This window comes from Kitasatospora sp. NPDC056181 (genome assembly GCF_042266225.1).
Classification (GTDB): Bacteria; Actinomycetota; Actinomycetes; order Streptomycetales; family Streptomycetaceae; genus Kitasatospora.
Genome location: NZ_JBHJUK010000137.1, coordinates 1 through 23,879, shown reverse-complemented (window position 1 = coordinate 23,879; position 23,879 = coordinate 1). Strand labels below are relative to the sequence as shown.

The following is a 23,879-nucleotide window of genomic DNA, read 5'->3' as shown; positions in this document are numbered from 1 at the left end:
CCCGGCAGTGCTGATGCACTGCCGGGCGCTTTACGTCTGAGCGATTCGGGCGGGCGGGCCTCAGGCGGCGGCCGGGAGTTCGTCGAGGCCTTCCGCGACCAGCTTGGCGAGGCGGTCCAGGGCCTCGTCGGCGCCCTCGGCGTCGGAGGCGAGGACGACCTCCTCGCCGCCCTGGGCGCCGAGGCCGAGCAGGCCGAGCATCGAGGCGGCGTTGACCGGCCGGCCGCCGGGCTTGGCGATGGTGATCGGCACGCCGGTGGCCGTGACGGCCCTGACGAAGACGGAGGCGGGACGGGCGTGCAGGCCCTCGGCCCAACCGATGGTGACGCGGCGCTCAGCCATGAGACGTGCCTTTCCGGTGAAGCTGGTCACGGCCGTGCTCGGGGTGGCGGCCATGTTGTCTAGACCAGTGTTGCACGCAGGCGGCCCCTCCGAGACGCCGCGTTCAGGAGTTGTGATTGTTTCTTTCGGGGGCATAAGCCCCGGCCAGCGGCCCTGTCGAGCCTTGCCCACCCTGCCCCGGCCGCACGCCCGGCGCCATTCGGCCCGCTGCCGGATAACCTGACGAATGTGGACGACTCCGCGGCACCGCACCCCGAGCTGGACCCGCAGCACGGCACGACGCACGACCCCGGGCAGGGCACGGCGCACAGCACGGCGTACCGCGCGAAACAGGGGGCGAAGCCCGCCTCGGCGCAGCACCCCGAGCAGGAGGGGCCGGACTACCCGCAGCACTGGGAGGCCGACATCCTGCTGCGTGACGGCGGCACGGCCCGGATCCGGCCGATCACGCCCGCGGACGCCGGTCGGCTGGTCGAGTTCTACGAGCAGGTGTCCGACCAGTCCAAGTACTTCCGCTTCTTCGCGCCCTACCCGCGGCTCTCCGACAAGGACGTCCGCCGCTTCACCCACCATGACTTCGTCAACCGGGTCGGTCTGGCCGTGGTGATCCGGGACCGCTTCATCGCGACCGTCCGCTACGACCGGATCGACGCCGACGGCCGCCCGTCGGACACCGGCACGGATGCCGAGGTGGCGTTCCTGGTGCAGGACGCCCACCAGGGCCGCGGGGTGGCCTCCGCGCTGCTGGAGCACATCGCGGCGGTCGCGCAGGAGCGCGGCATCCGCCGCTTCCAGGCCGAGGTGCTGCCGGAGAACCGCAAGATGGTGAAGGTCTTCACCGACGCGGGGTACACCCAGCACCGCAGCTTCGCCGACGGGGTCGTCCACCTGGAGTTCGACCTGGAGCCGACCGCCGCCTCGCTCGCGGTGATGCGGGCGCGCGAGCACCGCGCCGAGGCGAGGTCCGTGCAGCGGCTGCTGACCCCGCGCTCGGTCGCGGTGCTCGGCGTCTCGCGCAACCCGCAGACGGTCGGCCGGGCGATCCTGCGGGACCTGCTCGGCGGTTTCGAGGCCGGGGACGACGACCGCCGCGTCTACGCGGTGAACCGCAACGCCCCGCCCGGTACCGAGCTGGACGGCGTCCCGGTGCACCGTTCGGTCCTGGAGATCCCGGGGCCGGTGGACCTCGCGGTGGTCGCCGTCCCGGCCTCCGCCGTCCCCGCCGCGGTCGCCGAGTGCGGCGCGCACGGTGTGCAGGGCCTGGTGGTGGTCACCGCCGGGTACGCGGAGACCGGGCCGGAGGGCCGGGACCGCCAGCGCGCCCTGGTCAGCCAGGCGCGGGCGGCCGGCATGCGGGTGATCGGCCCGAACGCCTTCGGTCTGATCAACACCGACGCCGGGCGGCCGTTGAACGCCTCCCTCGCGCCCGTCCTGCCGCAGCGCGGCGGCTTCGGCATCTTCTGCCAGTCCGGCGCGATCGGCGTGGCCCTGCTGGAGGCGGCCCACCGCCGGGGACTCGGCGTCTCGTCCTTCGCCTCGGTCGGCAACCGCTCGGACGTCTCCGGCAACGACTTCCTCCAGTACTGGGCGGAGGATCCGGCGACCGAGGTGGTGCTGCTCTACCTGGAGTCCTTCGGCAACCCCCGCAAGTTCACCCGGATCGCCCGCCGGCTGGCGGCGGCCAAGCCGATCGTGGTGGTGAAGGGCGCCCGGCACACCGGCAGCCTGCCGCCGGGCCACGCCGTCCCGGCCACCGCGACCGGGCTGCGCGACGCCACCGTGGACGCGCTGTTCCAGCAGGCCGGCGTGACCCGGGTGGAGACCATCACGGAGCTGTACGACACGGGGGAGCTGCTCGCCCTGCAGCCGCTGCCGTCCGGGGACCGGGTGGCGGTGGTCGGCAACTCGGACTCGCTCGGCCTGCTCACCCACGACGCGTGCCTGAGCGCCGGGCTGCGCCCCCGCACCCCGGTGGACCTGACCACGGCGGCCACCGGTGAGAACTTCCGGATCGCGCTGGACGTGGCGCTGGACGATCCGGGGGTGGACGCGGTGATCGCCGTCGCGATCCCGCCGATCGGCACCTCGGCCCACGCGTTCATGGGCGGCCGGCTGACCGGACCGGACGATCCGGAGATGGGCTCCGACGACCCGGAGATCGCCGATGCGCTGCTCGAAGCGGGGGAGCGGGCCAGGGAGTTGGGCAAGCCGCTGGTGCTGGCCCACCTGGCGCTGACCGATCTGCCGAGCAGGCTGCGCCCGGGTGGCATCCCCGCCTATCCGGCGCCCGAGCGGGCCGTCCGCGCCCTCGCACACGCCGTCCACTACGCGCAGTGGCGCCGTGGGATGGCCGAGGCGGAGGAGACCGCCCGCGTTCCCGAGCTGGACCGGATCGACGAGGCGGGCGCCCGGGCCCTGGTCGAGGCGGCGCTCTCCACCCGGGCCGCGGCCCGCCCGTCGCCCACCACCACCCTTGATCGTGGCGCTACGCGCCGAAGCTTCTTCGCCCGCACCCAGCCGGGGGGAGCGCGGATCACCCTGCCGGACGCGGACGCCGCCGCGCTGCTCGCCCGCTACGGCATCGACGTGTCGCCGACCCTGCCGGCCCCCGACGAGGAGACCGCCGTCCGGGCCGCCGCCTCGCTCGGCTACCCGGTCGCGCTGAAGGCCACCGCCCCCCATCTGCGCCACCGCCCCGATCTCGGCAGCGTCCGGCTGGACCTCACCGGGGAGCCGGGGCTGCGCCGCGCCCACCGCGAGCTGGACGCGCTGCTCGGCGGGGCCGCCCAGGCCGAGCTGGTGGTCCAGCGGCTGGCCCCGCGCGGTGTGGACACCGTGATCGGCGCCACGGTCGACCCGGCGGTCGGTGCGATCCTCTCCTTCGGCCTGGCGGGCGCCCCGGCCGAGCTGCTCGGTGACGTGGCCCACCGGCTGGTCCCGGCCACCGACCAGGACGTCGCGGGGCTGATCCGGGAGGTCCGGGCGTCGCCGCTGCTGTTCGGCTGGCGCGGCGCGGAGGCGGTGGACACCGACGCGCTGGAGGAGGTGCTGCTGCGGGTGTCGCGCCTGGTGGACGACCTCCCGGAGGTCGCCTCGGTGGATCTCGAACCCGTGGTCGTGGCCCCGCACGGGCTGGCGATCCTGGGGGCGCGAGTGCGGATCGCACCCCTGCCCGTCCGCAGCGATCTGGGCCCGCGCGCCATGAGCACGCTGTAACCTTCCTTGGTTGCGCCCTGCCCGTGGGCGCTGTTGTCCGGAAGCTCGGCGCCGCGCCGCCCGCTTCGTCGGCGGACCATGCCAGGATGGAGTTATGGCGAAGACCGGTACCACCACCACTCAGGACCTGCGCTCGGCGATCGAGCGCAGCGGCTACTACCCGGCCCTGGTGTCCGAGGCGGTCGAGTCCGCGGTGGGCCCGGAGCCGATCAGCTCCTACCTGGTGCACCAGGAGACCACCTTCGACGCCAACGAGGTCCGCCGGCACGTGACCGTGCTGGTGCTGACCCCGACCCGGTTCGTGGTGAGCCACACCGACGAGCAGTCCGGCGACGGCGCCGGCCCGGCCGTGCCGTACGCGACGACGTCGACCGAGAGCGTCCGGCTGGACCGGATCGGTTCGGTCGTGGTGAGCCGGATGGTCGCCAACCCGGAGACGTACACCCCGGGAACGCTGCCGCGCGAGGTCGTGCTGACGATCGGCTGGGGTGCGGTGCAGCGCCTGGACCTGGAGCCGGCCGGCTGCTCGGACCCGAACTGTGAGGCGGACCACGGCTACACCGGTTCGGCCACCGCTGACGACCTGTCACTGCGGGTCAGCGAGGCCGGCGACGGTCCGGAGACGGTGGCCCAGGCGCTGCTGTTCGCCCGGGCGCTGTCCGACGCGACGATCAGCAACGGCCCGCGGGTCTGAGCCCGGGGCCGGACCGGCCCCAGGACAGCCCCCGGCCGGACGGCCACCGGCCGCACAGCCCCACCGGCCCGACCCCGACCGGATCCCGGCCGGACCGCCCCGCAGCGGTCCGAGCGGCCCGGCCCGGACCGACCAGCCACGACCGACCAGCCCCGGACGGACCGGCCACGGACCGACCAGCCCCACGGACCGACCCGCACCGACGCCCGCCCGGACGCCGCACCCGCGGCCTGCCCGTGGCGCACCGGACAGCCAGGAAGCCAGCCCCTCAGCCATGTCCTTCGCACCCGACGGCCACGACGCCTTCGAGATCCTCGACCCCGCCACCGCCCCGGCGCCCCCGTACGGCAGCGGCTCGCTCTGCGACCTGCTGCCCTCGGTGGCGGCCGGCCTCGGTGTGCCCGGGTTCACCGCGACGCTGCCGATCGCGCCCGCCGACCGGGTGGTGGTGTTCCTGGTCGACGGTCTCGGCTGGGAGCTGCTGCTCCGCCACCCCGAGTACGCGCCCTTCCTCTCCTCGCTGGCCGGCAGCTCGCTCGGCGGCACCGGCCGCCCGCTGACCGCCGGCTTCCCGTCCACCACGGCCACCTCGCTGGCGTCGGTGGGCACCGGGACCCCGCCGGGCCTGCACGGCCTGGCCGGCTACACGGTGGCGGTGCCGGGGGCCGGCTACCTGATGAACCAGCTGCGCTGGCAGCCGCACACCGATCCGGGGCGCTGGCAGCCGTACCCGACGGTGTTCGAGCGGACCGAGGCCGCGGGGGTGGCGACCGCGCAGGTCTCCTCGCCGCTGTTCGCCCAGACCCCGCTGACCCGGGTGGCACTCTCCGGCGGCACCTTCCTCGGCCGCACCACCGGCGAGGAGCGGATGGACCAGACCGCCGCCTGGTTGGCCGAGCACGACCGCGCCCTCGTCTACACCTACGTCAGCGAGCTGGACGGCGCCGGCCACCGGTTCGGGGTCGACTCCGACGAGTGGCGGATGACGCTGGACGCGGTGGACCGCCTGGCCCGGAGGCTGGCCCGGCAGCTGCCGCCGCGCTCGGCGATGTACGTCACCGCCGACCACGGCATGATCGACATCGCCCCCGAGGACCGGATCGACTTCGACGAGGACTGGGAGCTCGGCGCCGGCGTCGCGCTGCTCGGCGGCGAGGGCCGGGCCCGGCACGTGTACGCCGTGCCGGGGGCCGCCGCCGACGTCCACACGGTCTGGAGCGAGGTGCTCGGCGACCGGATGTGGGTGGCCACCCGGGACGAGGCGATCGCCGCGGGCTGGTTCGGGCCCTCGGTGGACGACCGGGTCTACCACCGGATCGGCGACGTGGTCGCCGCGGCCCGCGACGACGTCGCCGTGATCGCCTCCCGCAACGAGCCCGGCGAGTCCGCGATGATCGGCCTGCACGGCTCGATGACCCCGGTCGAGCAGTTCGTCCCCCTGCTCGAAGTCCGCGCGTGAACCCCCGGCTCCGCGTGAACTCCTCCTCCCTGAAAGGCCTCTGCTCCACCCATGGCTGAACTGGTGTTCTTCTCGGGCACGATGGACTGCGGGAAGTCGACGCTCGCGCTCCAGATGGACCACAACCACGCCGCCCGCGGCCGGCAGGGGATCATCCTCACCCGCAACGACCGGGCCGGCGCGGCCACCATCTCCAGCCGGCTGGGCCTGCAGGCGGAGGCGGTCGAGGTGACCGACGACTTCGACTTCCACGCCCACGTCGTGCACCGGCTCTCGGCCGGCGGCCGGGTGGACTACCTGATCTGCGACGAGGCCCAGTTCTTCGCCGCCGAGCAGGTCGACCAGCTGGCCCGGGTCGTCGACGAACTCGGCATCGACGTCTTCACCTTCGGCATCACCACCGACTTCCGGACCAGGCTCTTCCCCGGTTCGCAGCGGCTGATCGAACTGGCCGACCGGGTCGAGGTGCTCCAGGTCGAGGCGCTCTGCTGGTGCGGGGCGCGCGCCACCCACAACGCCCGGACGGTGGGCGGCGTCATGGTGGTCGAGGGTGCGCAGGTCGTGATCGGCGACATCACGGTGCGCGAGGACGAGGTCGGCTACGAGGTGCTCTGCCGCCGCCACCACCGCCGCCGGCTGACCGCCGCGACCGCCCGCGCCTCGGTGCTCTCCCCGGACGTCCTGCCCTTCGAGGAGCAGCAGGCCTGACGACGCCCGCCCGGGAACCCGCCCCCGGCGGCGATGCCACGGGCGCCCGACCCCCCGGTGACGACGCCCTAAGCGCCCGTCTCCAGTACGGAGAAGTGCCCGCCCTGCGGGTCGGCCAGCCGGGCCACCCGGCCGCGTCCGGTCGCGTGCGGTTCGACCAGCACCCGGCCGCCCAGCTCGACCGCCCGACGGGACGTCAGCACGGCGTCCCGGACGGCGAAGTGGACCCGCCAGCGCGGCGGGTGCCCGCGCAGTGCCGCGCCGGAGCGGATGCCCGCCACCGGCAGGTCGTCCACCACCAGCGCGGACCCGTCCTCGGCCGGCGCCACCGGCCGCCCCAGCACCGCGCCGTAGAAGGACGCCGCGCCCTCCTCGTCGGGGGTGAGCAGTTCCGCCCAGGCGGGGCCTCCCGGCTCGGGGCCCGCCTCCCGGCCCGGGTGCTCCTCGCCCTGCCAGAGGCCGAAGACGGCGCCGGACACGTCGGCCGCGATCGCCAGCCGCCCGGCCCGCTCGGCCTGCAGCGGGCCGACCGCCACCGTGCCGCCGCACTCGCGCACCAGCTGGGTCGTCGCGTCGGCACTGTCCACCGCGAAGTAGGTGGTCCACTGCACAGGGAAGCCCGCCGCCGCGGAGACGCCGAGGCCGGCGACCGGCTCGCCGCCCGACTCGGCCCGCACGTAGGCGCCGAGCTGGGTGGGGCCCGGCGTGTACGACCAGCCGAGCAGCCCGCCGTAGAAGGCGCGGGCGCCGGCCAGGTCGTCGGTCATCAGGCTGACCCAGCACGGTGTGCCCTGGGCCAGCCGGAGTTTCACCGCGGGCATGCGGGCCTCCTCACGGGGCGGACGGCGCACGAGCTGCGCACGTGAGGGTGATGGTTCCACCCTGGCGCGCGCCGAACCCCCGGGCCGCGCGGAAATTCCGGCAAAGACCGCACAAAGAGCGTCGAGTTGGCGGCCCTGCGCGAGAATGACCGCCATGACGACCTATCACGACGGCTCCCCGCTGGTCTCGGTGGCCGACCTCCAGGAGGCGCTCGCCTCGGATTTCCCGCCCGTCCTGCTCGACGTGCGCTGGCAGCTCGGCGGCCCGCCCGGGGTCGAGGACTACACGGCCGGCCACCTGCCCGGCGCCCACTTCGTCGCCCTGGACGCCGACCTCGCCGCACCGGCCGGACCGCCCGGCCGCGGCGGCCGCCACCCGCTGCCCGGCGTCGAGGAGTTGGGCGCCGCGCTGCGCCGTTTCGGAGTCCGTGCCGACCGCCCGGTGGTGGTGTACGACGGCGCCACCTCGCTGGCCGCGGCCCGGGCCTGGTGGCTGCTGCGCTGGGCGGGCCACCCGGACGTACGGGTGCTGGACGGCGGGTTCGCGGCCTGGCAGGCCGCCGGGCTGCCGGTGACGGCCGAACTGCCGGAGACGGAGGAGGGCGACTTCAAGCCCGTGCCGGGCCACCTGCCGACGGTGGACGGGGACGGCGCGGCGGCCTGGGCCCGGACCGGCCTGCTGCTGGACGCCCGGGCCGGGGAGCGCTACCGCGGCGAGACCGAGCCGATCGACCCGCGGGCCGGTCACATCCCGGGGGCGGTCTCGGCGCCGACCACCGAGAACGTGGGCCCGGACGGGCGGTTCCGGCCGGCCGCGGAACTCGCCGAGCGGTTCCGTGCGCTGGGCGCGGGCGAGCGGGAGACCGCCGTGTACTGCGGTTCGGGTGTGACGGCGGCGCACCAGATCCTCGCGCTGGAGGTGGCGGGCCTGCCGGCCACGCTGTACCCGGGGTCGTGGAGCGAGTGGTCGAGCGACGGGACCCGCCCGGTGGCGGTCACCGACCAGCCGGGCTGAGCGGGGGCACGCGGCCGGAGGCACGACGGCGGTGGCGCCGCACCGGGGGCACGCCCCTGACGGCACACGGCGGGTGACGCGCGGCCGGTAACACGACGAAGGGGCGGGAGGCCGCGAACGGCCTCCCGCCCCTTCGTCAGCCGAAGGTCGTCACCCGAAGGCGACCGGAACCGGCGGCTACTCCTGCTTCTTGCGCCGGCTGCCGAAGACGATCTCGTCCCAGCTCGGCACGGTGGCCCGGCGCCCGGGCCGGACGCCGTCCGCCTCGGCCTGCCGGTCGGTCGTCCCGACCAGTCGCTCGCGGTGCGGGGCGACGGCCCGCGGCATCAGGATGTCCGCGTACGCCGAGCCCGCGCCGACCGCGGGGGCGGCGGCCGCCGGCTCCTCGGTCTCCTCGGCGACCTCGACCGGCACCGGCTCGATCGGCGGCGGCGCGCCCACGGCGAGGTCGCCGCGGAAGGCGGGGACGACGTCGAGCAGGCTGGTCAGCGAGTCGCGCGCGTCCGCGGTGGCCTCGCGACCCTCGCGGACCTCGCGGGCCGACATGATGCGGTCGGCCGAGGGCCGGTCGATCATCGGCCGCGGCGGCCGGTCCTGGGGGAGCCGGGCGATCCGCGGGATGAACGGGAAGACCGACTCCTCCTCGCGCTCGACGTTCTCGCCGATCAGCGCGCGGGCCTCGTCGTCGTTGGGCTGGACCAGGCGCCGGGGCGGGTCGTACGTCCACGACGCACTGCGGCCCTCGCCCTCCGCCCGGTAGGAGAGGATGACCTCCCACGTGCCGTCGTCGCGCCGCCAGGAGTCCCAGCGCTCGGTCTCCTTCTCGGCGCCGCGCAGCGCGAGCCGCTCGGCGACGGCCTCGCCCAGCTGCGGTCCGGTGGACTCGCCGTGCCGGCGGATGGCGGTCTTGCGCGCCCGCTCGGCCATGAAGGCGCGCTCGGCGAGCACCGGCCCCTCGAAGCGGCGGACCCGGTCGACGGAGATGCCGGCGGCCTGCGCGACCTCCTCGGCGGAGGCACCGGCTCGTATCCGCGCCTGGATGTCGCGGGGGCGGAGGTGGCTCTCCACCTCGATCTCGATCTGGCCGAGGCGCGGACGGTCACCCCGGATGGCGGCACGCAGCCGCTCGTCGATGGGGAGGGTGTACTCCGTGCTGTCGGCAGCCTTGAGCACCAGCCGTGTGCCGTCGTTGCTGACGGCCACAACCCGCAGTTCGGGCACGGTTACCTCCCGGGTGGTGCCTGCCGACGTCACCTGCGTCGCTGCTCCCGTACTGAGTGTGGCCTGCCCGCTCGCGACTGGCCACAACCTTGCTGAGTTCCCCGGCGTGTCGGGCTCACGCCCGGGCTCGCCGCTGTGGCACGGTTGCCTTTTTGCCACGTCACCTGTTGACGTCGCGCCTGGGTGTCCCGGCCGTCCTCGCACGCGGAGTGTTCGCGACGATCCGGGACCGGCGTCGCCGTGCGTGCCTGCGCCGTGGCTCCTTGTCAATCTGCCGGCTGATGGCCAGTCGACAAGTCGACCCAGGGCTCAGGCTTTACGAACAGTACTCCATTCGTGGCATCCAAAGGGGCGGCTCGCCGCTCAAGTCTCCCGCGATTCACGGGAATCTCAAGAGCGCGCACCCCCAATGGCCGACGATCAGCCGGTGCACGGTGATCATCTTCACATATATCTCCCGCGCGGAACCGCATTTTCGTCCCTTGTGTCCTTCTTTGGGCAAGATGGAGTGACTTGTTCGAAGGACAGTCGTACGGACCGAGGGATGTTGATGCCGGAGCAGAAGTCCGCCGAGAAGGCCGCCGGGGAGGGCGACGATGAAGGTCGCAGGCGAATTGATCTGAGTGTCGCTCAGGTCGCGGCCAGTGCGCTCGCCGCCGTGGTGGGGGCGGTGCTCGCCTCCGAACTCGGCGTCTACGGCACGATTCTGGGCGCGGCGGTGGTGAGCGTCGGGGCGACCACCGGCGGCGCGGTGTTCCAGCACGTCTTCCGGCGCACCGGCGAACAGCTGCGCGACGCGGTGGACCGGACCGGCCCCGGGGCGGCGGTGAACGGGCTGCGCGAGGCGCCGTCCGCAGCCCCGGCCCCGGCCGTGCCGGCGGTCTCCTCGGAGTGGAACCGGCCGCAGGTCGTCCGGGCGCGTCGGCGGTGGACGTGGAGGACGTACGCGGCGGTGTCCGGACTGGTGTTCCTCCTGGCGATGACTCCGGTGGTCGCCTTCGAACTGGCCACCGGGCAGCCGGTGTCGGCCACGGTGAAGGGGGAGTCGGGCAGCGGCACCTCGCTGGGCGGCACGGTTGGCCCGAAGCAGTCGGACCGGTCGGACCCGGCGGACCGGCCGGCCGGCGACACCGCGGGCGTCCCGTCGGGCGTCCCGTCAGGCGTCCCGTCTCAGAGCGGTGCGAGCCCTTCGGCGGCGGGGAAGGACGGCGGCGCCTCGGCGCCGGTCACCCCGGGCCGGAGTCCGGGTGCCGCGGCCAGCGGTGAGGCCTCCCCGTCGGCCGGCCCGGGCGCCACGCCGTCCGCCGGTCCGTCCGGGGGTTCGTCCGCGGGTCCGTCCGCCGGGGAGTCCGGCGCGGCGGCCCCGACCGGCGGCGCCGCCAGGCCGTCCGGCGGGACCACCCCGCAGCCGCCCGCCCCGGGTGGCGCGCCCGCTGCGGTCTCCCCGCCGGCCGCCGCTGCGGGCCAGTCGGCGAAGGCGGAGTGACGAGGGTGTGACGAGGGTGAGTGACGGCGTCGCCCGCCCGGTGTCGTGCGCCGGGCGGGCAACGCCGGAGACCCCTACGCCCCGAGCACCCGGCGCAGGTAGTCGTTGCCGAAGCGGCGCTCCGGGTCGAGTTCGTCCCGCAGCGCCGTGAAGTCGCCGAAGTGGGGGTACAGGTCGGCGAGGTGGCCGGCGTCGCGGGTGTGCAGCTTGCCCCAGTGCGGGCGGCCGCGGTGGGCGGCCATCAGCTTCTCCACCTCGGTGAAGTAGCCCTGCTCGGCGGTGCCCCGGTAGAGGTGGACGGCGATGTACGCGCTGTCCCGGCCGTTGGCGGTGGAGAGCCAGAGGTCGTCGGCGGGGGCGAACCGCACCTCGACCGGGAAGCTGATCCTCCAGTCGGACCGCTCGATCATGGCCCGGAGCTCGCGGAGCACCTCGGTGACCTCCTCGCGGGGCACCGCGTACTCCATCTCCAGGAAGCGGACCTTGCGGGGGCTGGTGAACACCTTGTACGCGGTGTCGGTGTAGCTGCGGTCCGACCAGGCGCGGCTGGCCAGCGAGGCGATGGAGGGCACGGTCGCGGGGAAGCGCCGGCCGACCCGGCAGGCGCCCTCCCAGACGGTGTTGGAGAGGAAGTCGTCCTCCAGCCACTCCTTGAACCGGGGCAGCGGGGCGGCCGGTCCCTGGCTGCGGTTGTTGCGCTTGGTGGAGCAGCGGTCGGTGTGCGGGAACCAGTAGAACTCGAAGTGCTCGTTGACGGCGGTGAGGTCGTCGAGCCGGTCGAGCACCTCGTCGAAGCGCATCGGCTGCTCGTGGGCGGTGAGCAGGAAGGCCGGCTCGACGGCGAAGGTGAGCGCCGTGATCACGCCGAGGGCGCCGAGGCCGAGCCGGGCGCCCTGGAAGAGCCGCGGGTCCTCGGTGGGGGAGCAGCGCCGGACGGAGCCGTCGGCGAGGACGATCTCCAGGGCGCGGATCTGGGCGGCGAGCGAGCCGGAGTCCCGGCCGGTGCCGTGGGTGCCGGTGCTGGTCGCGCCGGCCACGGTCTGGACCTCGATGTCGCCCATGTTGGTGAGCGAGAGCCCGGCGGCGGCGAGCAGCCGGTTGAGCCGGGCCAGCGGCAGTCCGGCCTCGACGGTGACGGTGCCGGCCTCGCGGTCGATCCCGCGGACGGCGGTCAGCGCGTGCGGGCGGACCAGGACGCCGTCGCCGGCCGACGCGATGGAGGTGAAGGAGTGGCCGGAGCCGACGGCCTTGACGGTGCGGCCCTGGTCGGCGGCGCGCAGGATCTCCTTGGCCAGTTCCTCCGCGGTGCCGGGCGTGACCACCTTGGCCGGGTGGGCGCTCTGGTTGCCGGCCCAGTTGGTCCAGCGGGTGCGGGGTGCGGTACTGGCCTGGGGCATGCGGTGCCTCCTGCTCCGTGGCCGAACGGTGTCGGCTCGCTCCGGGGCGGCGCCGCCGCCCTACCCGCGGGTAGGCCCGCGAGTAGGGAGGAGATTAGTCAGTTCACCGTTCGAGGTCTACGGTCTGGCCGGCGGGCTGGGCGGTCCCGGTGGAGGACAGTCCGGCCCTCAGGCGGCGCAGCCCGGCGAGGGCGACGATGACGCCGAACGCTCCGGCGACCAGGGGCACCCAGTAGGCGGCGGCGGCACCGGCGGCGTCGACCACCCAGCCGCCGGCCGCGGAGCCGAACGCGACGCCGAGGGCGAGCCCGGTGGTGGTCCAGGCCATGCCCTCGGTGAGCTGGGCGGCCGGGACGAGCCGTTCGACCAGGGCCATTGCGGAGATCAGGGTGGGGGAGATGGCGAGGCCGGCGATCAGCAGGGCGGCGCCGACGCCGAGCAGCCCTCCGACGCCCGTCACGGTCGAGGCGACGAGCAGGACCGGGATCATGCTGAGCGCCATCAGCAGCACGCCGGCGAAGAATCGGTCGGCCAGCGAGCCCTTCGGCTTGAGCGCGCCGTAGACCATGCCGGCCAGGCCGGAGCCGAGCGCCCACACGGCGAGGACGGCGCCGGCGAGCCCCTCGTGGTTCTGGGCCTTGGCGAAGGCGACGGTGACGATCTCGACCGAGCCGAAGATCGCACCGGTGGCGATGAAGGTGAGCACCAGGACGATCAGGCCGCCGTTGCGGATGGCGCTGCCGCCGCTGTGGGCGGCGGCCGGGTGGACCGGCGGTTCGGTGCGGCGCTGGGCGGTGAACAGGGCGATGCCGACGGTGAACGCGACGACGGCCGCGAGCACGCCGGATTCGGGGAAGACGTTGGTGGCCAGGTTGACGGCGAGGATCGGGCCGACCATGAAGCAGAACTCGTCGACCACCGCCTCGAAGGAGTACGCGGTGTGCAGCTTGGCCGGCTCGTCCCGGTAGAGGTGGGCCCAGCGGGCGCGGACCATGGCGCCGGCGCTGGGCATCACGCCCATGCCGACGGCGAACAGGAACAGCGTCCAGGACGGTGCTCCGAAGTGCGCGCAGAGCAGCAGTCCGACCGCGGCGGCCACGGTGAGCACGGCGGCGGGGAGGGCGACCCGGCGCTGCCCGTGCCGGTCGATGAGCCAGGAGACCATCGGCCCCAGCACGCCGGCCGCGATCGCCAGCGTGGCCGACACCGCGCCCGCGACCCCGAACGACCCTCTCTGCTCGGAGAGCATGGTCACGATGCCGATGCCGGTCATGGAGATCGGCAACCGGGCTATGAAGCCGGTGGAGGAGAAGGCCAGACTGCCGGGGGCGGCGAATATCTGGCGGTAGCTGGACAGCACGGGAGCTCCGCGGGGGTAAGGAACGAGGCTGGCCAACACAGCTTACGTACGTTGGCAAACAGTATTTTCCGGACACCCGGTGCAGCCCTGCCGACGGGCTCCGGCCCCTCAATGGCAGGATCGGTCCCATGTCCGACGTGCGCAATCCCCCACCCTCCGGCGCCGCTCCGGTCGCCGCCCGGCCGTACGACGCCCTGCTGCTGCTCTCCTTCGGCGGGCCCGAGGCTCCCGAGGACGTCGTCCCCTTCCTGGAGAACGTCACCCGGGGCCGGGGCATCCCGAAGGAGCGGCTGAAGGAGGTCGGCAAGCACTACTTCATGTTCGGCGGGGTGAGCCCGATCAACGAGCAGAACCGCGAGCTGCTGGCCGCCCTGCGCAGGGACTTCGCCGAGCACGGCCTGGACCTCCCGGTCTACTGGGGCAACCGGAACTGGGCGCCCTACCTGACCGACACCCTGCGCGAGATCGCCACCGACGGGCACCGCCGGATCGCCGTCCTCGCCACCAGCGCCTACGCGGGCTACTCGGGCTGCCGGCAGTACCGGGAGAACCTCGCCGACGCGCTGGCGCGGCTCGCCGAGGAGGGGCTGCCCGCCCTGCGGGTGGACAAGCTGCGCCACTTCTACAACCACCCCGGCTTCGTCGGGCCGATGATCGACGCCACCACGGCCGCGCTGGAGCGGCTGCCCGAGGAGGTCCGGTCCGGCGCCCGGCTGGCGTTCACCACCCACTCCATCCCGGACACCATGGCCGAGACCTCCGGCGCCCCGGACGACCCGGCCCGCGGCCGGCCCGGCGGCGCCTACGTCGCCCAGCACCTGGACGTGGCCCGGCTGGTCGCCGCCGCCGTCGCCGAGCGCACCGGCGTCCAGGACCGGCCCTGGGAGCTGGTCTTCCAGAGCCGCAGCGGCGCCCCGCACATCCCGTGGCTGGAACCCGACATCTGCGACCACCTGGAGGCCCAGCACGCGGACGGCGCCCCGGCCGTGGTGATGGTCCCGATCGGCTTCGTCTCCGACCACATGGAGGTCAAGTACGACCTGGACACCGAGGCGGTGGCCAAGGCCGCCGAGCTCGGCCTGCCGGTCGCCCGGGCCGCCACCGTCGGCGCCGACCCCCGGTTCACCGCGGCCGTCCGCGAGCTCGTCCTGGAGCGCGCCGCCACCGAGCGCGGCGAGGCCCCGGCCCGCTGCGCCACCGGCACGCTCGGGCCCAGCCACGACGTCTGTGCGGTGGCCTGCTGCCCCAACCCGCGCGCCGCGCGCCCGGCCGCCGCCGAGCGCTGACCGCCCCGCCCCGTCCCCCGGAGGATCCCGTGCCCAGCCCCGAACTGCTCGACGAACTGCTCGACGTCGCCCTCGACGCCGCCCGGCAGGCGGGTGAGCTGCTGCGTGACGGCCGGCCCGCGGACCTCGGCGTGGCGGGCACCAAGAGCAGCCCCGTCGACGTCGTGACCGAGATGGACCTCGCCTCCGAGAAGCTGGTCCTGGAGCTGATCGGCGCCCGCCGCCCGGCGGACGGCTACCTCGGCGAGGAGGGTTCCGAGCGGCCCGGCACCAGCGGCGTCCGCTGGGTCGTCGACCCGCTCGACGGCACCGTCAACTACCTGTACGGCCTGCCCTCGTGGGCCGTCAGCGTGGCCGCCGAGCTGAACGGCGAGGCGGTCGTCGGCGTGGTGTACGCACCCGCGCGGGGCGAGCTGTTCCACGCCGTGCTCGGCGGTGGCGCCCACCTGGACGGCGTGCGGCTCTCCGCCCGCCCGGCCCAGCCGTGGGGGCAGGCGCTGATCGCCACCGGTTTCAACTACGTGCAGCGGGTGCGCACCAGGCAGGCCGAGGTGCTGCTCGCGCTGATGCCGGAGGTCCGCGACATCCGCCGGGGCGGGGCCGCCGCGGTGGACCTCTGCGACGTCGCGGCCGGCCGCCTGGACGGCTACTACGAGCGCGGGCTCGCCCCCTGGGACCGCGCCGCGGGCTGCCTGATCGCCGCCGAGGCCGGCGCACTGGTCGGCGGTCGCCCGGGCCACGGCCCGGACGGCGAGCTGACCGTCGCCGCCGCGCCCGGCGTGTACGAGCCGCTCCAGGAACGGCTGGCACGGCTGCGCGCCTGGGCGGACTGAAGGGCCCCGGCCCCGGCCGGCCGAGACACCGCCCGGCCGGGGCCGCGGACCGTCCCGCAGGGCCGCGGACAAGGAAGAGCCCTGGCATACAGGGGATGCCAGGGCCTGGGTTTCACACGGCCCCCGTAGGGCCGCTGGTGCCGGAGGTCCGGCGTCGGGTCGGGCGGGTCGGGTGGATCAGGCGGCGGTGCGGTGGCGCTCCAGCACCGTGTCCACGCCGTGCTCGGCGGCGAGCCGGCGCAGGTCGTCCAGCTCTGACTGCTCCACCTCGGCCAGGAATTCGTCCCCGGCCTCGATCGCGCGGTGCAGGTCCTGCTCGGCGTTGGCTATGCGCTGCAGGATTCCGGCGGTGAAGGCGTCCATACGGGCCCCCTTACTGTGTCGGACGTGCACGTTCGTGCGTCCCCCGCCCCGGGGTGGTGGTTGGCCAGCGGAAGCGTCCGATCCGGCGGGTCGAGATCTCCGGTCGGGCGCGGAGACGGCCCTCGGCCGCTCCCGGTGACGCCCCAGCCCCAGGGCCGGCGCGGATGAACGCACGGCGGGTGGGTGCGATCGGCCAACAGGCCAGATCGCGGGTGTGAACCTGTCCTCCCCGCCCCCGGACGGGGGAAACCTCAGCGGGCGAGAAAGTTGCCTGTGTCACAGTCCAAACGGAGTGTTCCCGACACGAACCGCGCTCTCCCCGGTGATCACTGCGCCGGGGTGCCCGTGCCTCCGGGGCAGCTTATCGCTGCTTTACCGCGGGACCAGGCAGGATGGAGGCACCGTCGGAGCCGTGCGTCCGCTTCCGGGGCCGGCCTGGAGAAGGGACAACGACCGTGCGGGTTCTCGTCGTCGAGGACGAGCAGCTGCTCGCCGAGGCCGTCGCCACCGGCCTGCGCCGCGAGGCGATGGCCGTCGACGTGGTGTACGACGGGGAGGCCGCGCTCCAGCGCATCGCGGTCAACGACTACGACGTCGTGGTCCTCGACCGCGACCTCCCGCTGGTCCACGGGGACGACGTCTGCCGCAGCGTGGTCGAGCAGGGCCTGGCCACCCGGGTGATCATGCTGACCGCCTCCGGCGACATCAGCGACCGGGTCGAGGGCCTGGAGATCGGCGCCGACGACTACCTTCCGAAGCCGTTCGCCTTCAGCGAACTCGTCGCCCGCGTAAGGGCGCTGGGCCGCCGGGCGACCGTCCCGCTGCCGCCGGTGCTGGAGCGCGCGGGCATCTCGGTCGACCCCGGCCGCCGCGAGGTGATCCGCGACGGGCGGCCCGTCCAGCTCGCGCCCAAGGAGTTCGCCGTCCTGGAGGTGCTGATGCGGGCCGGCGGCGCCGTCGTCTCCGCCGAACAGCTGCTGGAGAAGGCCTGGGACGAGCACACCGACCCGTTCACCAACGTCGTGCGGGTCACCGTGATGACGCTGCGCCGCAAGCTCGGCGACCCGCCGGTGATCGTCACCGTCCCCGGCTCCGGCTACCGGATCTGACCCCTCCGGCCCCTGCGGCCGGCCCGTCGCCCGCCCGACCGGCGGACGCTCCGAGAGGAACACCATGACCACCCCGCCCCCCGCCGGCGGGCCCTCCGGCGCGCCCGCCGGCGGCCCGCGGGCCGTGCCGCCCAAGCCCGTGAACCCGCCCCGCGCGCCCCGGCTGCACCACGCGTCGCAAGACACCTACGTCCCCGGCGACGGCATGCTCGCCTGGCTGCCGTTCCGTCCGACCATCCGGATCCGGCTCACCCTGCTCTACGGCGGGATGTTCCTGATGGCGGGCGTGGTGCTGCTCCTCCTGATGTACTTCTTCATCCGGCAGGCCTTCCAGGGCGCCCTGGTGCCCCCGCTGGGACTCAGGGGCCAGGTCACCACGCCCGACGGGAACGCGATCACCAGCCAGGCGGCGCTGGACCGCTACATCGACAGCTTCCAGACCAACCAGGCCAACCTGGCCCTCAACACCCTGCTGCGCAAGTCCCTCACGGTGCTGGTCTGCCTCGCCGTGATCGCCTTCATCGCCGGGTACGCGATGGCCGGCCGGGTGCTGCGCCCCCTCGGCCGGATCACCCGCACCGCCCGCGAGGTGGCCTCCTCCGACCTGCACCGGCGGATCGAGCTGGACGGCCCGGACGACGAGCTCAAGGAGCTCGCCGACACCTTCGACGACATGCTCGACCGGCTGGACCGCTCCTTCGACTCCCAGCGGCGCTTCGTCGCCAACGCCTCGCACGAGCTGCGCACCCCGCTGGCGATCAACCGCACGCTGCTGGAGGTCCAGCTCTCCGACCCCGGCGTCTCGACCGACCTCCAGCAGCTCGGCAAGACCCTGCTGGCCACCAACGAGCGCAGCGAGCAGCTGGTGGAGGGCCTGCTGCTGCTCGCCCGGAGCGAGAACGAGCTGACCGACCGGCGGGCCGTGGAACTCTCCGAGGTGGCCGGCCGCGCCGTGGAGCAGACCCGCTCCGAGGCCGAACGGCGCGAGGTCGAGGTACGCGCCACGCTCACCCCGGCCATGGTCGGCGGCAACGGCGTCCTGCTGGAGCGGATCGCGCTCAACCTGCTGCAGAACGCGGTGCGCTACAACGCCCCCGGCGGCTGGGTCGAGATCACCACCACCGTGGTGCCCGGCAACGCGGGCGAGCTGGTGGTCTCGAACACCGGCCCGGTCGTGCCCGGCTACGAGCTGGAGCACATCTTCGAGCCGTTCCGCCGGGTCAAGGGCGCCGACCGCACCCGCAGCGACAAGGGGGTCGGACTCGGCCTCTCCATCGTCCGCTCGGTGGTCCGGGCACACGGGGGCACCATCGAGGCCACCCCGCGCTCCGGTGGCGGCCTCACCATGCGGGTGCGCATCCCGGGGCCCTGACCGCCCTCCCAGGCCCCTCCTGGGCCCGTTACGCCGTCCGGGGGCCCCGCGCTCCGTGCGCCGACCATTGCCAGCCGCCCCCGTCAGGCCTGTCAGAACGACATCAGGCCTGGCGGGGGCGGCTTGTCATTTCTGGACCGAGCAACCTACGGTGTCGTAACCTACGGAAGCGTAAGTGCATCCCGACCGTCGTCCCGACGCGCCCGCCCAACGCGCCAGTCCCGCGCGTGCCCCCCTCAGGAGCAAGACCGTGACCATCGCCCCCGTGCAGCGCACCGCCTCCCTCGGTTCGAGCGCCTGGACCGACGCGCGGCTGATCATGGCCCTCGAAGAGGTCGTGGAGAAGGAGCTCAACCGCCACCTGAAGGTGGCCAAGGACTGGATGCCCCACGAGTTCATCCCGTGGAGCCAGGGCCGCGACTTCGACGGCGTGCTGGGCGGCGAGGCCTGGTCGGTGGAGCAGTCCCAGGTGACCCCGCTCGGCCGGGTCTCGCTGGTCGTCAACCTGCTGACCGAGGACAACCTCCCCAGCTACCACCACGAGATCGCCACCATGTTCGGCCGCGAGGGCGCCTGGGGCACCTGGGTGCACCGCTGGACGGCCGAGGAGGGCCGGCACGGCATAGCCATTCGCGACTTCCTGCTCGCCACCCGGGCCGTCGACCCGAACGAGCTGGAGCGGGCGCGGATGAGCCACATGTCGGAGGGCTTCGAGTCCGACAACTCGCACAGCATGCTGCACTCGGTCGCGTACGTGGCCTTCCAGGAGCTCGCCACCCGGATCTCGCACCGCAACACCGGCCACCACGCCGGCGACCCGCTCTGCGACCAGCTGCTGGCGAAGATCGCCAACGACGAGAACCTGCACATGGTCTTCTACCGGAACCTGCTGAAGGCCGCCCTGGAGATCGCGCCCGACCAGGCCATGCGGGCCATCGCCGACGTGGTCACCGACTTCCGGATGCCCGGCCACGGCATCCCCGGCTTCGAGCGGGCCGCCGCCCAGATCGCCATCGGCGGCGTCTACAACCTGCGGATCCACCACGACGACGTGCTGCAGCCGGTGCTGCGCCACCTCCGGGTGATGGAGATCGACGGCCTCGGCCCGGAGGGTCAGCAGGCCCAGGACGAGCTCGGCGTGTTCCTCGGCGGCCTGGACGCGCAGGCGACCCGGTTCGACGAGCGGCAGGCCGCGCTGCTGGCCCGCCGGGCCGCGCGGATGGCCGCCCAGTAGTCGACCGGCCGCCCCGTGGCCCGACGGCCGCTCGGACGGGGCCGGACGCCGGGAGGGGCCGGACACGAACCGCAGGGCACGGCGGCCGTGGATCCGGCCGCTCCGCTTGGGTGGGTTTTCCGTGTTTTGCCCCGGAAGATTCGGAACGTGAGCAAGCTCACACCGTGTCGCTGCGCGGGTCGGGCCGACCCCGGAGCGTGATCATGGTGAACGGCGACCCGGTCGCCGTCCGTGAGGGAATCGGCGGCTCGATCCGTCCCGGTGGATTGGCGAGCGTCCCTGGTGGGCAGGGGAGTGGGCGGATGGGCAGGCGGTCGATGGTCACTGTCCGTGTCCGAAGGGCGGTCCCGGAAGCGGGCCGGTGATGGCCCAGCGTGAGGCCTCCCGCGTGCGAGCGGATCACCCCAACGGACCCCTGGCTGAGTGTCGATTGAGTAACAGGGCTTGAAGTAAGGCAAAATCTCCGCCTCGGGTCGGGCACAAGACCGACCCCCCATGCGTTACGTGCGCTGGAGATACCGCACACACCGCACAAACCCGGAGGGGGAGAGCGAAAAAATGGCAACGGACTACGACACCCCACGCAAGACCGATGACGACCTCAACGAGGACAGCATCGAGGAACTGAAGGCTCGGCGGAACGAGAAGACCGGCAGCTCGGTCGACGTCGACGAGTTCGAGGCGGCCGAGGGCCTGGAGCTTCCCGGCGCCGACCTCTCGAACGAGGAGCTTTCCGTCCGGGTGCTGCCGCGCCAGGCCGACGAGTTCACCTGCATGAGCTGCTTCCTGGTGCACCACCGCAGCCAGCTGTACAGCGAGAAGAACGGCAACCCGATCTGCCGGGACTGCGGCGCCTGAGTACGAGGGCGGCCATGGTCCGGGACTCGCAGCCAGCGAGACCGGTACACCGCCCCTTCCGGCCCCGGGCAGCGGGGCCGGACGGCAGTTCCGGCGGCCGTCGAAGCGGACGCACCGGCAGTACGGAGTCAGGTGGCACCAGCGCAACACCGTGCACAACGCAGTACCTAGCACCGCGTGGTGCCGCACTTCGGGCGGCACCACGTGCAGCACGTGCAGTACGTCGTGCCGCACCCCGTGGGGCACCACGTGCAGTACGGAGACAACAGGGACGGTCCCGCGTCAGCGGAACCGTCCCTCTCCGTTTCCCGGGGACGCCCGGGCGCGTTCGGCCGTGTCCGTCAGGCGCGGGCCCCGCGGCGCGCCTCTTCCAGCGCCTCGGCCAGCTTCATCGGCGAGCGGGTCGACAGGTAGAGGTACGGCGTCGGGTCGGCCGGGTCGGTGACCTCGACGCGCAGCGCGGTCGGCACGTAGCTGCGCAGCAGCATGAAGGCCCGCGGGTCCGACTTGGTCCCGCGCCAGGCCACCGCCTCCGCCGGGCTGAGCGGGTGCGCGGTGCCGAGGGCGCCGACCGGGATCCGGGCCGGGCCCGCGACCAGCGACCCCTGCACCACGCGGATCCGGGCCGAGCCGTAGCTGCTGATCGCGGCCGCGCCGGCGGCGACGCCGACCACCAGCCCGACCAGCGCGCCCACCGCGCTGAGACGCAGCAGGATCATCGCGAGCGTGAGCCCGATCGCGACCGGGAGCAACCACCAGGAGCGCGGCACGGTGAGGCGTTCGTCGTACATGCCCCCATTGTGGTCGTCGTGACGGCCGGTCCGGGAAGGCACCCCCGCTCCCCGCTCGGCTACTGGTGGGTAGGGTTGGGCGCCGTGACCGGTTCCATCGCCCCCGCCTCCCCGTCCGCGCAGTCGGCGCCGAGTACGCCGCTGTCGCCGACCACCTCCCCGAGCATCCCGTCGGGCACCGCGCCGAGCCCTTCGCCGAGCCCTTCGCCGAGCCCTTCGCCGGCGGCCACCGTGCCGTCGTCGCCGACCACGCCGCCGCCGGAGGCCGTGCTGCCCCCGCGCGCCCCGGAGGCCCCGGCCCCGGGCACCCGGCTCGGCTCGCACTACGAGCACTGCTTCGGCTGCGGACCGCAGCACCCCGGCGGCCTGCGGATCGACGCGGTGGCCGGCGAGGGCCTCGACGTCACCGCCGAGTTCGCCGTCCGCTCGTTCCACCAGGGCGGCCCCGGCCTGGCCCACGGCGGCCTGCTGGCCACGGCGATGGACGAGACGCTCGGAACACTGAACTGGCTGCTGCACGCGCCCGCCGTCACCGGCCGGCTGGAGACGGACTTCCTCTGCCCGGTGCCGGTCGACTCGGTGCTGCACCTTCGCGCCTGGGTCACCGGCGTGCACGGCCGCAAGATCTACAGCGCCGCGGAGGCACGGATCGGCGGCCCGGACGGGCCGGTCGCGGTGCGTGCACAGGCACTCTTCATCCAGGTGAAGCTGGAACACTTCACCAGGAACGGTCGTCCCGAGGACATCGAGAAGGTCCTCGACGACCCTGATCTGATGAAGCGCGCCCGAGCCTTTGAGGTGAACCCTTGAGCAGCACCCCCCGTCCGCCCGTGGACGTTCTGATCAGGCGAATCGACGCAGAGCTGCCGCTGCCCGCGTACGCGCAGCCCGGCGACGCCGGTGCCGATCTGCGGACCACCGTCGACGCCGAGCTGGCCCCCGGCGAGCGGGCCGTACTGCCCACCGGCATCGCCATCGCCCTTCCCGACGGCCACGCGGCCTTCGTCCACCCGCGGTCCGGGCTCGCAGCTCGTTGCGGAGTTGCTCTGGTGAACGCCCCAGGGACGGTCGATGCCGGGTACCGTGGAGAGATCAAGGTGATCGTCGTCAACTTGGACCCGCGCGAGTCCGTCAGCTTCCGCCGAGGTGACCGGATCGCCCAGCTGGTCATCCAGCAGGTCGAGAAGGCCCGCTTCCACGAGGTGGCCGAACTGCCCGGGTCGGCTCGGGCTGAGGGTGGGTTCGGGTCGACCGGCGGCCACGCCGCGGTCTAGGCTGCCCGCGGCCTCGCAGGAAGCCGAGCAGGTATTCGCATCGGTCTTGGACCGGGAAGGACAGTGACCGTGTTCCGTCGTCGCCAGAAGAGCGAGGACGCTGTCGAGCAGCTCGCCGACGACGCCATCAGCGCCGACGAGACGGCCGATGACGTCGAAGGTTCCGCCGAGAGCGAGAACGTGACCGACCTGGACCCGGCGGACCGGGTCGGGCTGCCGCCGGCCCCGCGTCCGGACGGTCCGTGGGACTACTCCGAGCTGGAGAATCCGGAGGAGGGCCGAGTAGACCTCGGGGGTCTGCTGGTTCCCGGTGTCGAAGGTATGGAGCTGCGCGTCGAGGTGGCCGGCGAGTCGATCGTGGCCGCGACGCTGGTCCTCGGCAACAGCGCCATCCAGCTCCAGGCCTTCGCGGCCCCCAAGTCAGAGGGCATCTGGGGCGAGGTCCGCGAGGAGATCGCCAACGGCATCACCTCGCAGGGCGGCATCGTCGACGAGGAGGAGGGCCCGCTCGGCTGGCACCTCCGCGCCCAGGTCCCCGTGCAGCTGCCGGACGGCACGCAGGGCGTCCAGCTGGTGCGCTTCGTCGGCTGCGACGGGCCCCGCTGGTTCCTCCGCGGCGTGATCTCGGGCCAGGCCGCCGTGCAGCCCGAGATGGCCGGGATCCTGGAGCAGGTCTTCCAGCAGACGGTCGTCGTCCGCGGTGAGAGCCCGATGGCGCCCCGCGACCCGATCGTGCTGAAGCTTCCCGAGGACGCGCAGATGGTCGCCGACGGTGGCGGCGCGGCAGCGGCCGGCGGCGAGGGCGAGAACCGCTTCGGCGGCGCCGCGCTCGACCCGTTCGCCCGCGGCCCGGAGATCACCGAGGTCCGCTGAGCAGGCCGACAGCTTCCCTGATCGCCCCCGCCCGGATGCCCGGGCGGGGGCGATTTGCATGTGGCGGGCCGATCCCCGTACAGTTCCGGAGTCGCACCGAGAGGGGCGGCGGAAAGCGAATCCGATGAATGAAACTCCGGAAAACGGAGCGGAAAACATCTGATAAG

General features: G+C 73.8%; 23 protein-coding genes. 15 read left to right on the top strand and 8 right to left on the bottom strand.

The genetic code is table 11. The features are described from left to right. Positions 1-60: 60 nt before the first annotated feature. Complete coding sequence (locus ACFC1F_RS34850; RefSeq protein ID WP_209415386.1) at positions 61-342, bottom strand: HPr family phosphocarrier protein; 282 nt, start codon at positions 340-342, stop codon at positions 61-63. Positions 343-747: 405 nt separating this feature from the next. Here ACFC1F_RS34850 and ACFC1F_RS34845 point away from each other — a divergent pair, with 405 nt between their 5' ends. The 4 genes from ACFC1F_RS34845 to ACFC1F_RS34830 all read left to right on the top strand — a co-directional run bounded on the left by ACFC1F_RS34845 (position 748) and on the right by ACFC1F_RS34830 (position 6,419). Beyond that, complete coding sequence (locus tag ACFC1F_RS34845) at positions 748-3,558, top strand: GNAT family N-acetyltransferase (protein WP_376164465.1); 2,811 nt, start codon at positions 748-750, stop codon at positions 3,556-3,558. A 94-nt stretch (positions 3,559-3,652) separates the two neighbouring features. Continuing rightward, complete coding sequence (locus ACFC1F_RS34840; protein ID WP_376164458.1) at positions 3,653-4,252, top strand: DUF5998 family protein; 600 nt, start codon at positions 3,653-3,655, stop codon at positions 4,250-4,252. A gap of 274 nt (positions 4,253-4,526) precedes the next feature. Continuing rightward, the gene (locus tag ACFC1F_RS34835) at positions 4,527-5,711 is read left to right on the top strand and encodes an alkaline phosphatase family protein (protein ID WP_376164455.1); all 1,185 of its coding nucleotides are present in this window, start codon (positions 4,527-4,529) and stop codon (positions 5,709-5,711) included. Positions 5,712-5,762: 51 nt separating this feature from the next. Beyond that, positions 5,763-6,419, top strand: a complete 657-nt coding sequence (locus tag ACFC1F_RS34830; protein ID WP_209415384.1) for a thymidine kinase — start codon at positions 5,763-5,765, stop codon at positions 6,417-6,419. 68 nt (positions 6,420-6,487) lie between these two features. On the opposite strand, the gene ACFC1F_RS34825 is transcribed toward ACFC1F_RS34830, so the two are convergent. Beyond that, the gene (locus ACFC1F_RS34825) at positions 6,488-7,240 is read right to left on the bottom strand and encodes a VOC family protein (RefSeq protein ID WP_376164452.1); all 753 of its coding nucleotides are present in this window, start codon (positions 7,238-7,240) and stop codon (positions 6,488-6,490) included. A gap of 154 nt (positions 7,241-7,394) precedes the next feature. Here ACFC1F_RS34825 and ACFC1F_RS34820 point away from each other — a divergent pair, with 154 nt between their 5' ends. Then, positions 7,395-8,255, top strand: a complete 861-nt coding sequence (locus tag ACFC1F_RS34820; RefSeq protein WP_376164449.1) for a sulfurtransferase — start codon at positions 7,395-7,397, stop codon at positions 8,253-8,255. Positions 8,256-8,432: 177 nt separating this feature from the next. Here ACFC1F_RS34820 and sepH read toward each other — a convergent pair whose 3' ends face one another. After that, positions 8,433-9,509, bottom strand: a complete 1,077-nt coding sequence (gene sepH, locus ACFC1F_RS34815; protein ID WP_209415381.1) for a septation protein SepH — start codon at positions 9,507-9,509, stop codon at positions 8,433-8,435. A gap of 517 nt (positions 9,510-10,026) precedes the next feature. On the opposite strand from sepH, the gene ACFC1F_RS34810 reads away from it, so the two are divergent. Then, on the top strand, positions 10,027-10,962 hold the full coding sequence (locus tag ACFC1F_RS34810) for a hypothetical protein (protein WP_376164445.1): 936 nt from the start codon (positions 10,027-10,029) through the stop codon (positions 10,960-10,962). Between the two features lie 74 nt (positions 10,963-11,036). Here the strand turns inward: ACFC1F_RS34810 and ACFC1F_RS34805 are convergent, their stop codons facing one another. Both ACFC1F_RS34805 and ACFC1F_RS34800 read right to left on the bottom strand, forming a co-directional pair. Then, entirely contained in the window at positions 11,037-12,359 is a 1,323-nt protein-coding gene (locus ACFC1F_RS34805; RefSeq protein WP_209415379.1) for a D-arabinono-1,4-lactone oxidase, read from the bottom strand. A gap of 103 nt (positions 12,360-12,462) precedes the next feature. Then, entirely contained in the window at positions 12,463-13,719 is a 1,257-nt protein-coding gene (locus tag ACFC1F_RS34800; RefSeq protein WP_376164442.1) for an MFS transporter, read from the bottom strand. Positions 13,720-13,847: 128 nt separating this feature from the next. On the opposite strand from ACFC1F_RS34800, the gene ACFC1F_RS34795 reads away from it, so the two are divergent. Next, the gene (locus ACFC1F_RS34795) at positions 13,848-15,005 is read left to right on the top strand and encodes a ferrochelatase (protein WP_376164439.1); all 1,158 of its coding nucleotides are present in this window, start codon (positions 13,848-13,850) and stop codon (positions 15,003-15,005) included. Continuing rightward, positions 15,002-15,838, top strand: a complete 837-nt coding sequence (locus ACFC1F_RS34790) for an inositol monophosphatase family protein (RefSeq protein WP_376164462.1) — start codon at positions 15,002-15,004, stop codon at positions 15,836-15,838. The genes ACFC1F_RS34795 and ACFC1F_RS34790 overlap by 4 nt, the downstream gene beginning before the upstream one ends. 177 nt (positions 15,839-16,015) lie before the next feature. Here the strand turns inward: ACFC1F_RS34790 and ACFC1F_RS34785 are convergent, their stop codons facing one another. Next, on the bottom strand, positions 16,016-16,201 hold the full coding sequence (locus ACFC1F_RS34785; RefSeq protein ID WP_030301315.1) for a hypothetical protein: 186 nt from the start codon (positions 16,199-16,201) through the stop codon (positions 16,016-16,018). A gap of 455 nt (positions 16,202-16,656) precedes the next feature. On the opposite strand from ACFC1F_RS34785, the gene ACFC1F_RS34780 reads away from it, so the two are divergent. From ACFC1F_RS34780 to ACFC1F_RS34765, 4 genes are all read left to right on the top strand, one after another. Then, entirely contained in the window at positions 16,657-17,310 is a 654-nt protein-coding gene (locus tag ACFC1F_RS34780; RefSeq protein ID WP_209415376.1) for a response regulator transcription factor, read from the top strand. A gap of 64 nt (positions 17,311-17,374) precedes the next feature. Continuing rightward, the gene (locus tag ACFC1F_RS34775) at positions 17,375-18,682 is read left to right on the top strand and encodes a sensor histidine kinase (RefSeq protein ID WP_376164435.1); all 1,308 of its coding nucleotides are present in this window, start codon (positions 17,375-17,377) and stop codon (positions 18,680-18,682) included. A 250-nt stretch (positions 18,683-18,932) separates the two neighbouring features. Beyond that, positions 18,933-19,916, top strand: coding sequence for an acyl-ACP desaturase (locus ACFC1F_RS34770; RefSeq protein ID WP_174315635.1), 984 nt, complete (start codon positions 18,933-18,935; stop codon positions 19,914-19,916). 558 nt (positions 19,917-20,474) lie between these two features. Continuing rightward, positions 20,475-20,774, top strand: a complete 300-nt coding sequence (locus ACFC1F_RS34765) for a DUF4193 domain-containing protein (protein ID WP_148642658.1) — start codon at positions 20,475-20,477, stop codon at positions 20,772-20,774. A gap of 341 nt (positions 20,775-21,115) precedes the next feature. On the opposite strand, the gene ACFC1F_RS34760 is transcribed toward ACFC1F_RS34765, so the two are convergent. Beyond that, a complete protein-coding gene (locus ACFC1F_RS34760; RefSeq protein ID WP_209415374.1) occupies positions 21,116-21,565 on the bottom strand; it encodes a DUF3093 domain-containing protein in 450 nt (149 codons plus the stop codon). Between the two features lie 59 nt (positions 21,566-21,624). Then, positions 21,625-21,816: a hypothetical protein gene (locus ACFC1F_RS34755; protein ID WP_376164468.1), complete on the bottom strand. Its 192-nt coding sequence runs from the start codon at positions 21,814-21,816 to the stop codon at positions 21,625-21,627. Between ACFC1F_RS34755 and ACFC1F_RS34750 the strand changes: the two genes are divergently transcribed. The 3 genes from ACFC1F_RS34750 to ACFC1F_RS34740 all read left to right on the top strand — a co-directional run bounded on the left by ACFC1F_RS34750 (position 21,797) and on the right by ACFC1F_RS34740 (position 23,712). Continuing rightward, positions 21,797-22,375: a PaaI family thioesterase gene (locus ACFC1F_RS34750; protein ID WP_148644726.1), complete on the top strand. Its 579-nt coding sequence runs from the start codon at positions 21,797-21,799 to the stop codon at positions 22,373-22,375. The two genes, ACFC1F_RS34755 and ACFC1F_RS34750, sit on opposite strands and share 20 nt — an antisense overlap. After that, positions 22,372-22,839, top strand: coding sequence for a dUTP diphosphatase (gene dut, locus ACFC1F_RS34745; protein ID WP_148642656.1), 468 nt, complete (start codon positions 22,372-22,374; stop codon positions 22,837-22,839). The genes ACFC1F_RS34750 and dut overlap by 4 nt, the downstream gene beginning before the upstream one ends. A 69-nt stretch (positions 22,840-22,908) precedes the next feature. Next, positions 22,909-23,712 carry a DUF3710 domain-containing protein gene (locus ACFC1F_RS34740; protein WP_209415373.1) on the top strand — a complete coding sequence of 268 codons (804 nt, stop codon included), beginning with the start codon at positions 22,909-22,911 and terminating at the stop codon, positions 23,710-23,712. Positions 23,713-23,879: the final 167 nt, after the last annotated feature.

What these genes read in the sequence shown, in the direction of transcription:
- ACFC1F_RS34810 (WP_376164445.1), top strand. Translation starts at nt 10,027, where the DNA reads ATGCCGGAGCAGAAGTCCGCCGAGAAGGCCGCCGGGGAGGGCGACGAT.
- ACFC1F_RS34820 (WP_376164449.1), top strand. Translation starts at nt 7,395, where the DNA reads ATGACGACCTATCACGACGGCTCCCCGCTGGTCTCGGTGGCCGACCTC.
- ACFC1F_RS34850 (WP_209415386.1), bottom strand. Translation starts at nt 342, where the DNA reads ATGGCTGAGCGCCGCGTCACCATCGGTTGGGCCGAGGGCCTGCACGCC.
- ACFC1F_RS34775 (WP_376164435.1), top strand. Translation starts at nt 17,375, where the DNA reads ATGACCACCCCGCCCCCCGCCGGCGGGCCCTCCGGCGCGCCCGCCGGC.
- ACFC1F_RS34835 (WP_376164455.1), top strand. Translation starts at nt 4,527, where the DNA reads ATGTCCTTCGCACCCGACGGCCACGACGCCTTCGAGATCCTCGACCCC.
- ACFC1F_RS34785 (WP_030301315.1), bottom strand. Translation starts at nt 16,201, where the DNA reads ATGGACGCCTTCACCGCCGGAATCCTGCAGCGCATAGCCAACGCCGAG.
- ACFC1F_RS34760 (WP_209415374.1), bottom strand. Translation starts at nt 21,565, where the DNA reads ATGTACGACGAACGCCTCACCGTGCCGCGCTCCTGGTGGTTGCTCCCG.
- ACFC1F_RS34825 (WP_376164452.1), bottom strand. Translation starts at nt 7,240, where the DNA reads ATGCCCGCGGTGAAACTCCGGCTGGCCCAGGGCACACCGTGCTGGGTC.
- ACFC1F_RS34840 (WP_376164458.1), top strand. Translation starts at nt 3,653, where the DNA reads ATGGCGAAGACCGGTACCACCACCACTCAGGACCTGCGCTCGGCGATC.
- ACFC1F_RS34805 (WP_209415379.1), bottom strand. Translation starts at nt 12,359, where the DNA reads ATGCCCCAGGCCAGTACCGCACCCCGCACCCGCTGGACCAACTGGGCC.
- ACFC1F_RS34830 (WP_209415384.1), top strand. Translation starts at nt 5,763, where the DNA reads ATGGCTGAACTGGTGTTCTTCTCGGGCACGATGGACTGCGGGAAGTCG.
- ACFC1F_RS34795 (WP_376164439.1), top strand. Translation starts at nt 13,848, where the DNA reads ATGTCCGACGTGCGCAATCCCCCACCCTCCGGCGCCGCTCCGGTCGCC.
- ACFC1F_RS34765 (WP_148642658.1), top strand. Translation starts at nt 20,475, where the DNA reads ATGGCAACGGACTACGACACCCCACGCAAGACCGATGACGACCTCAAC.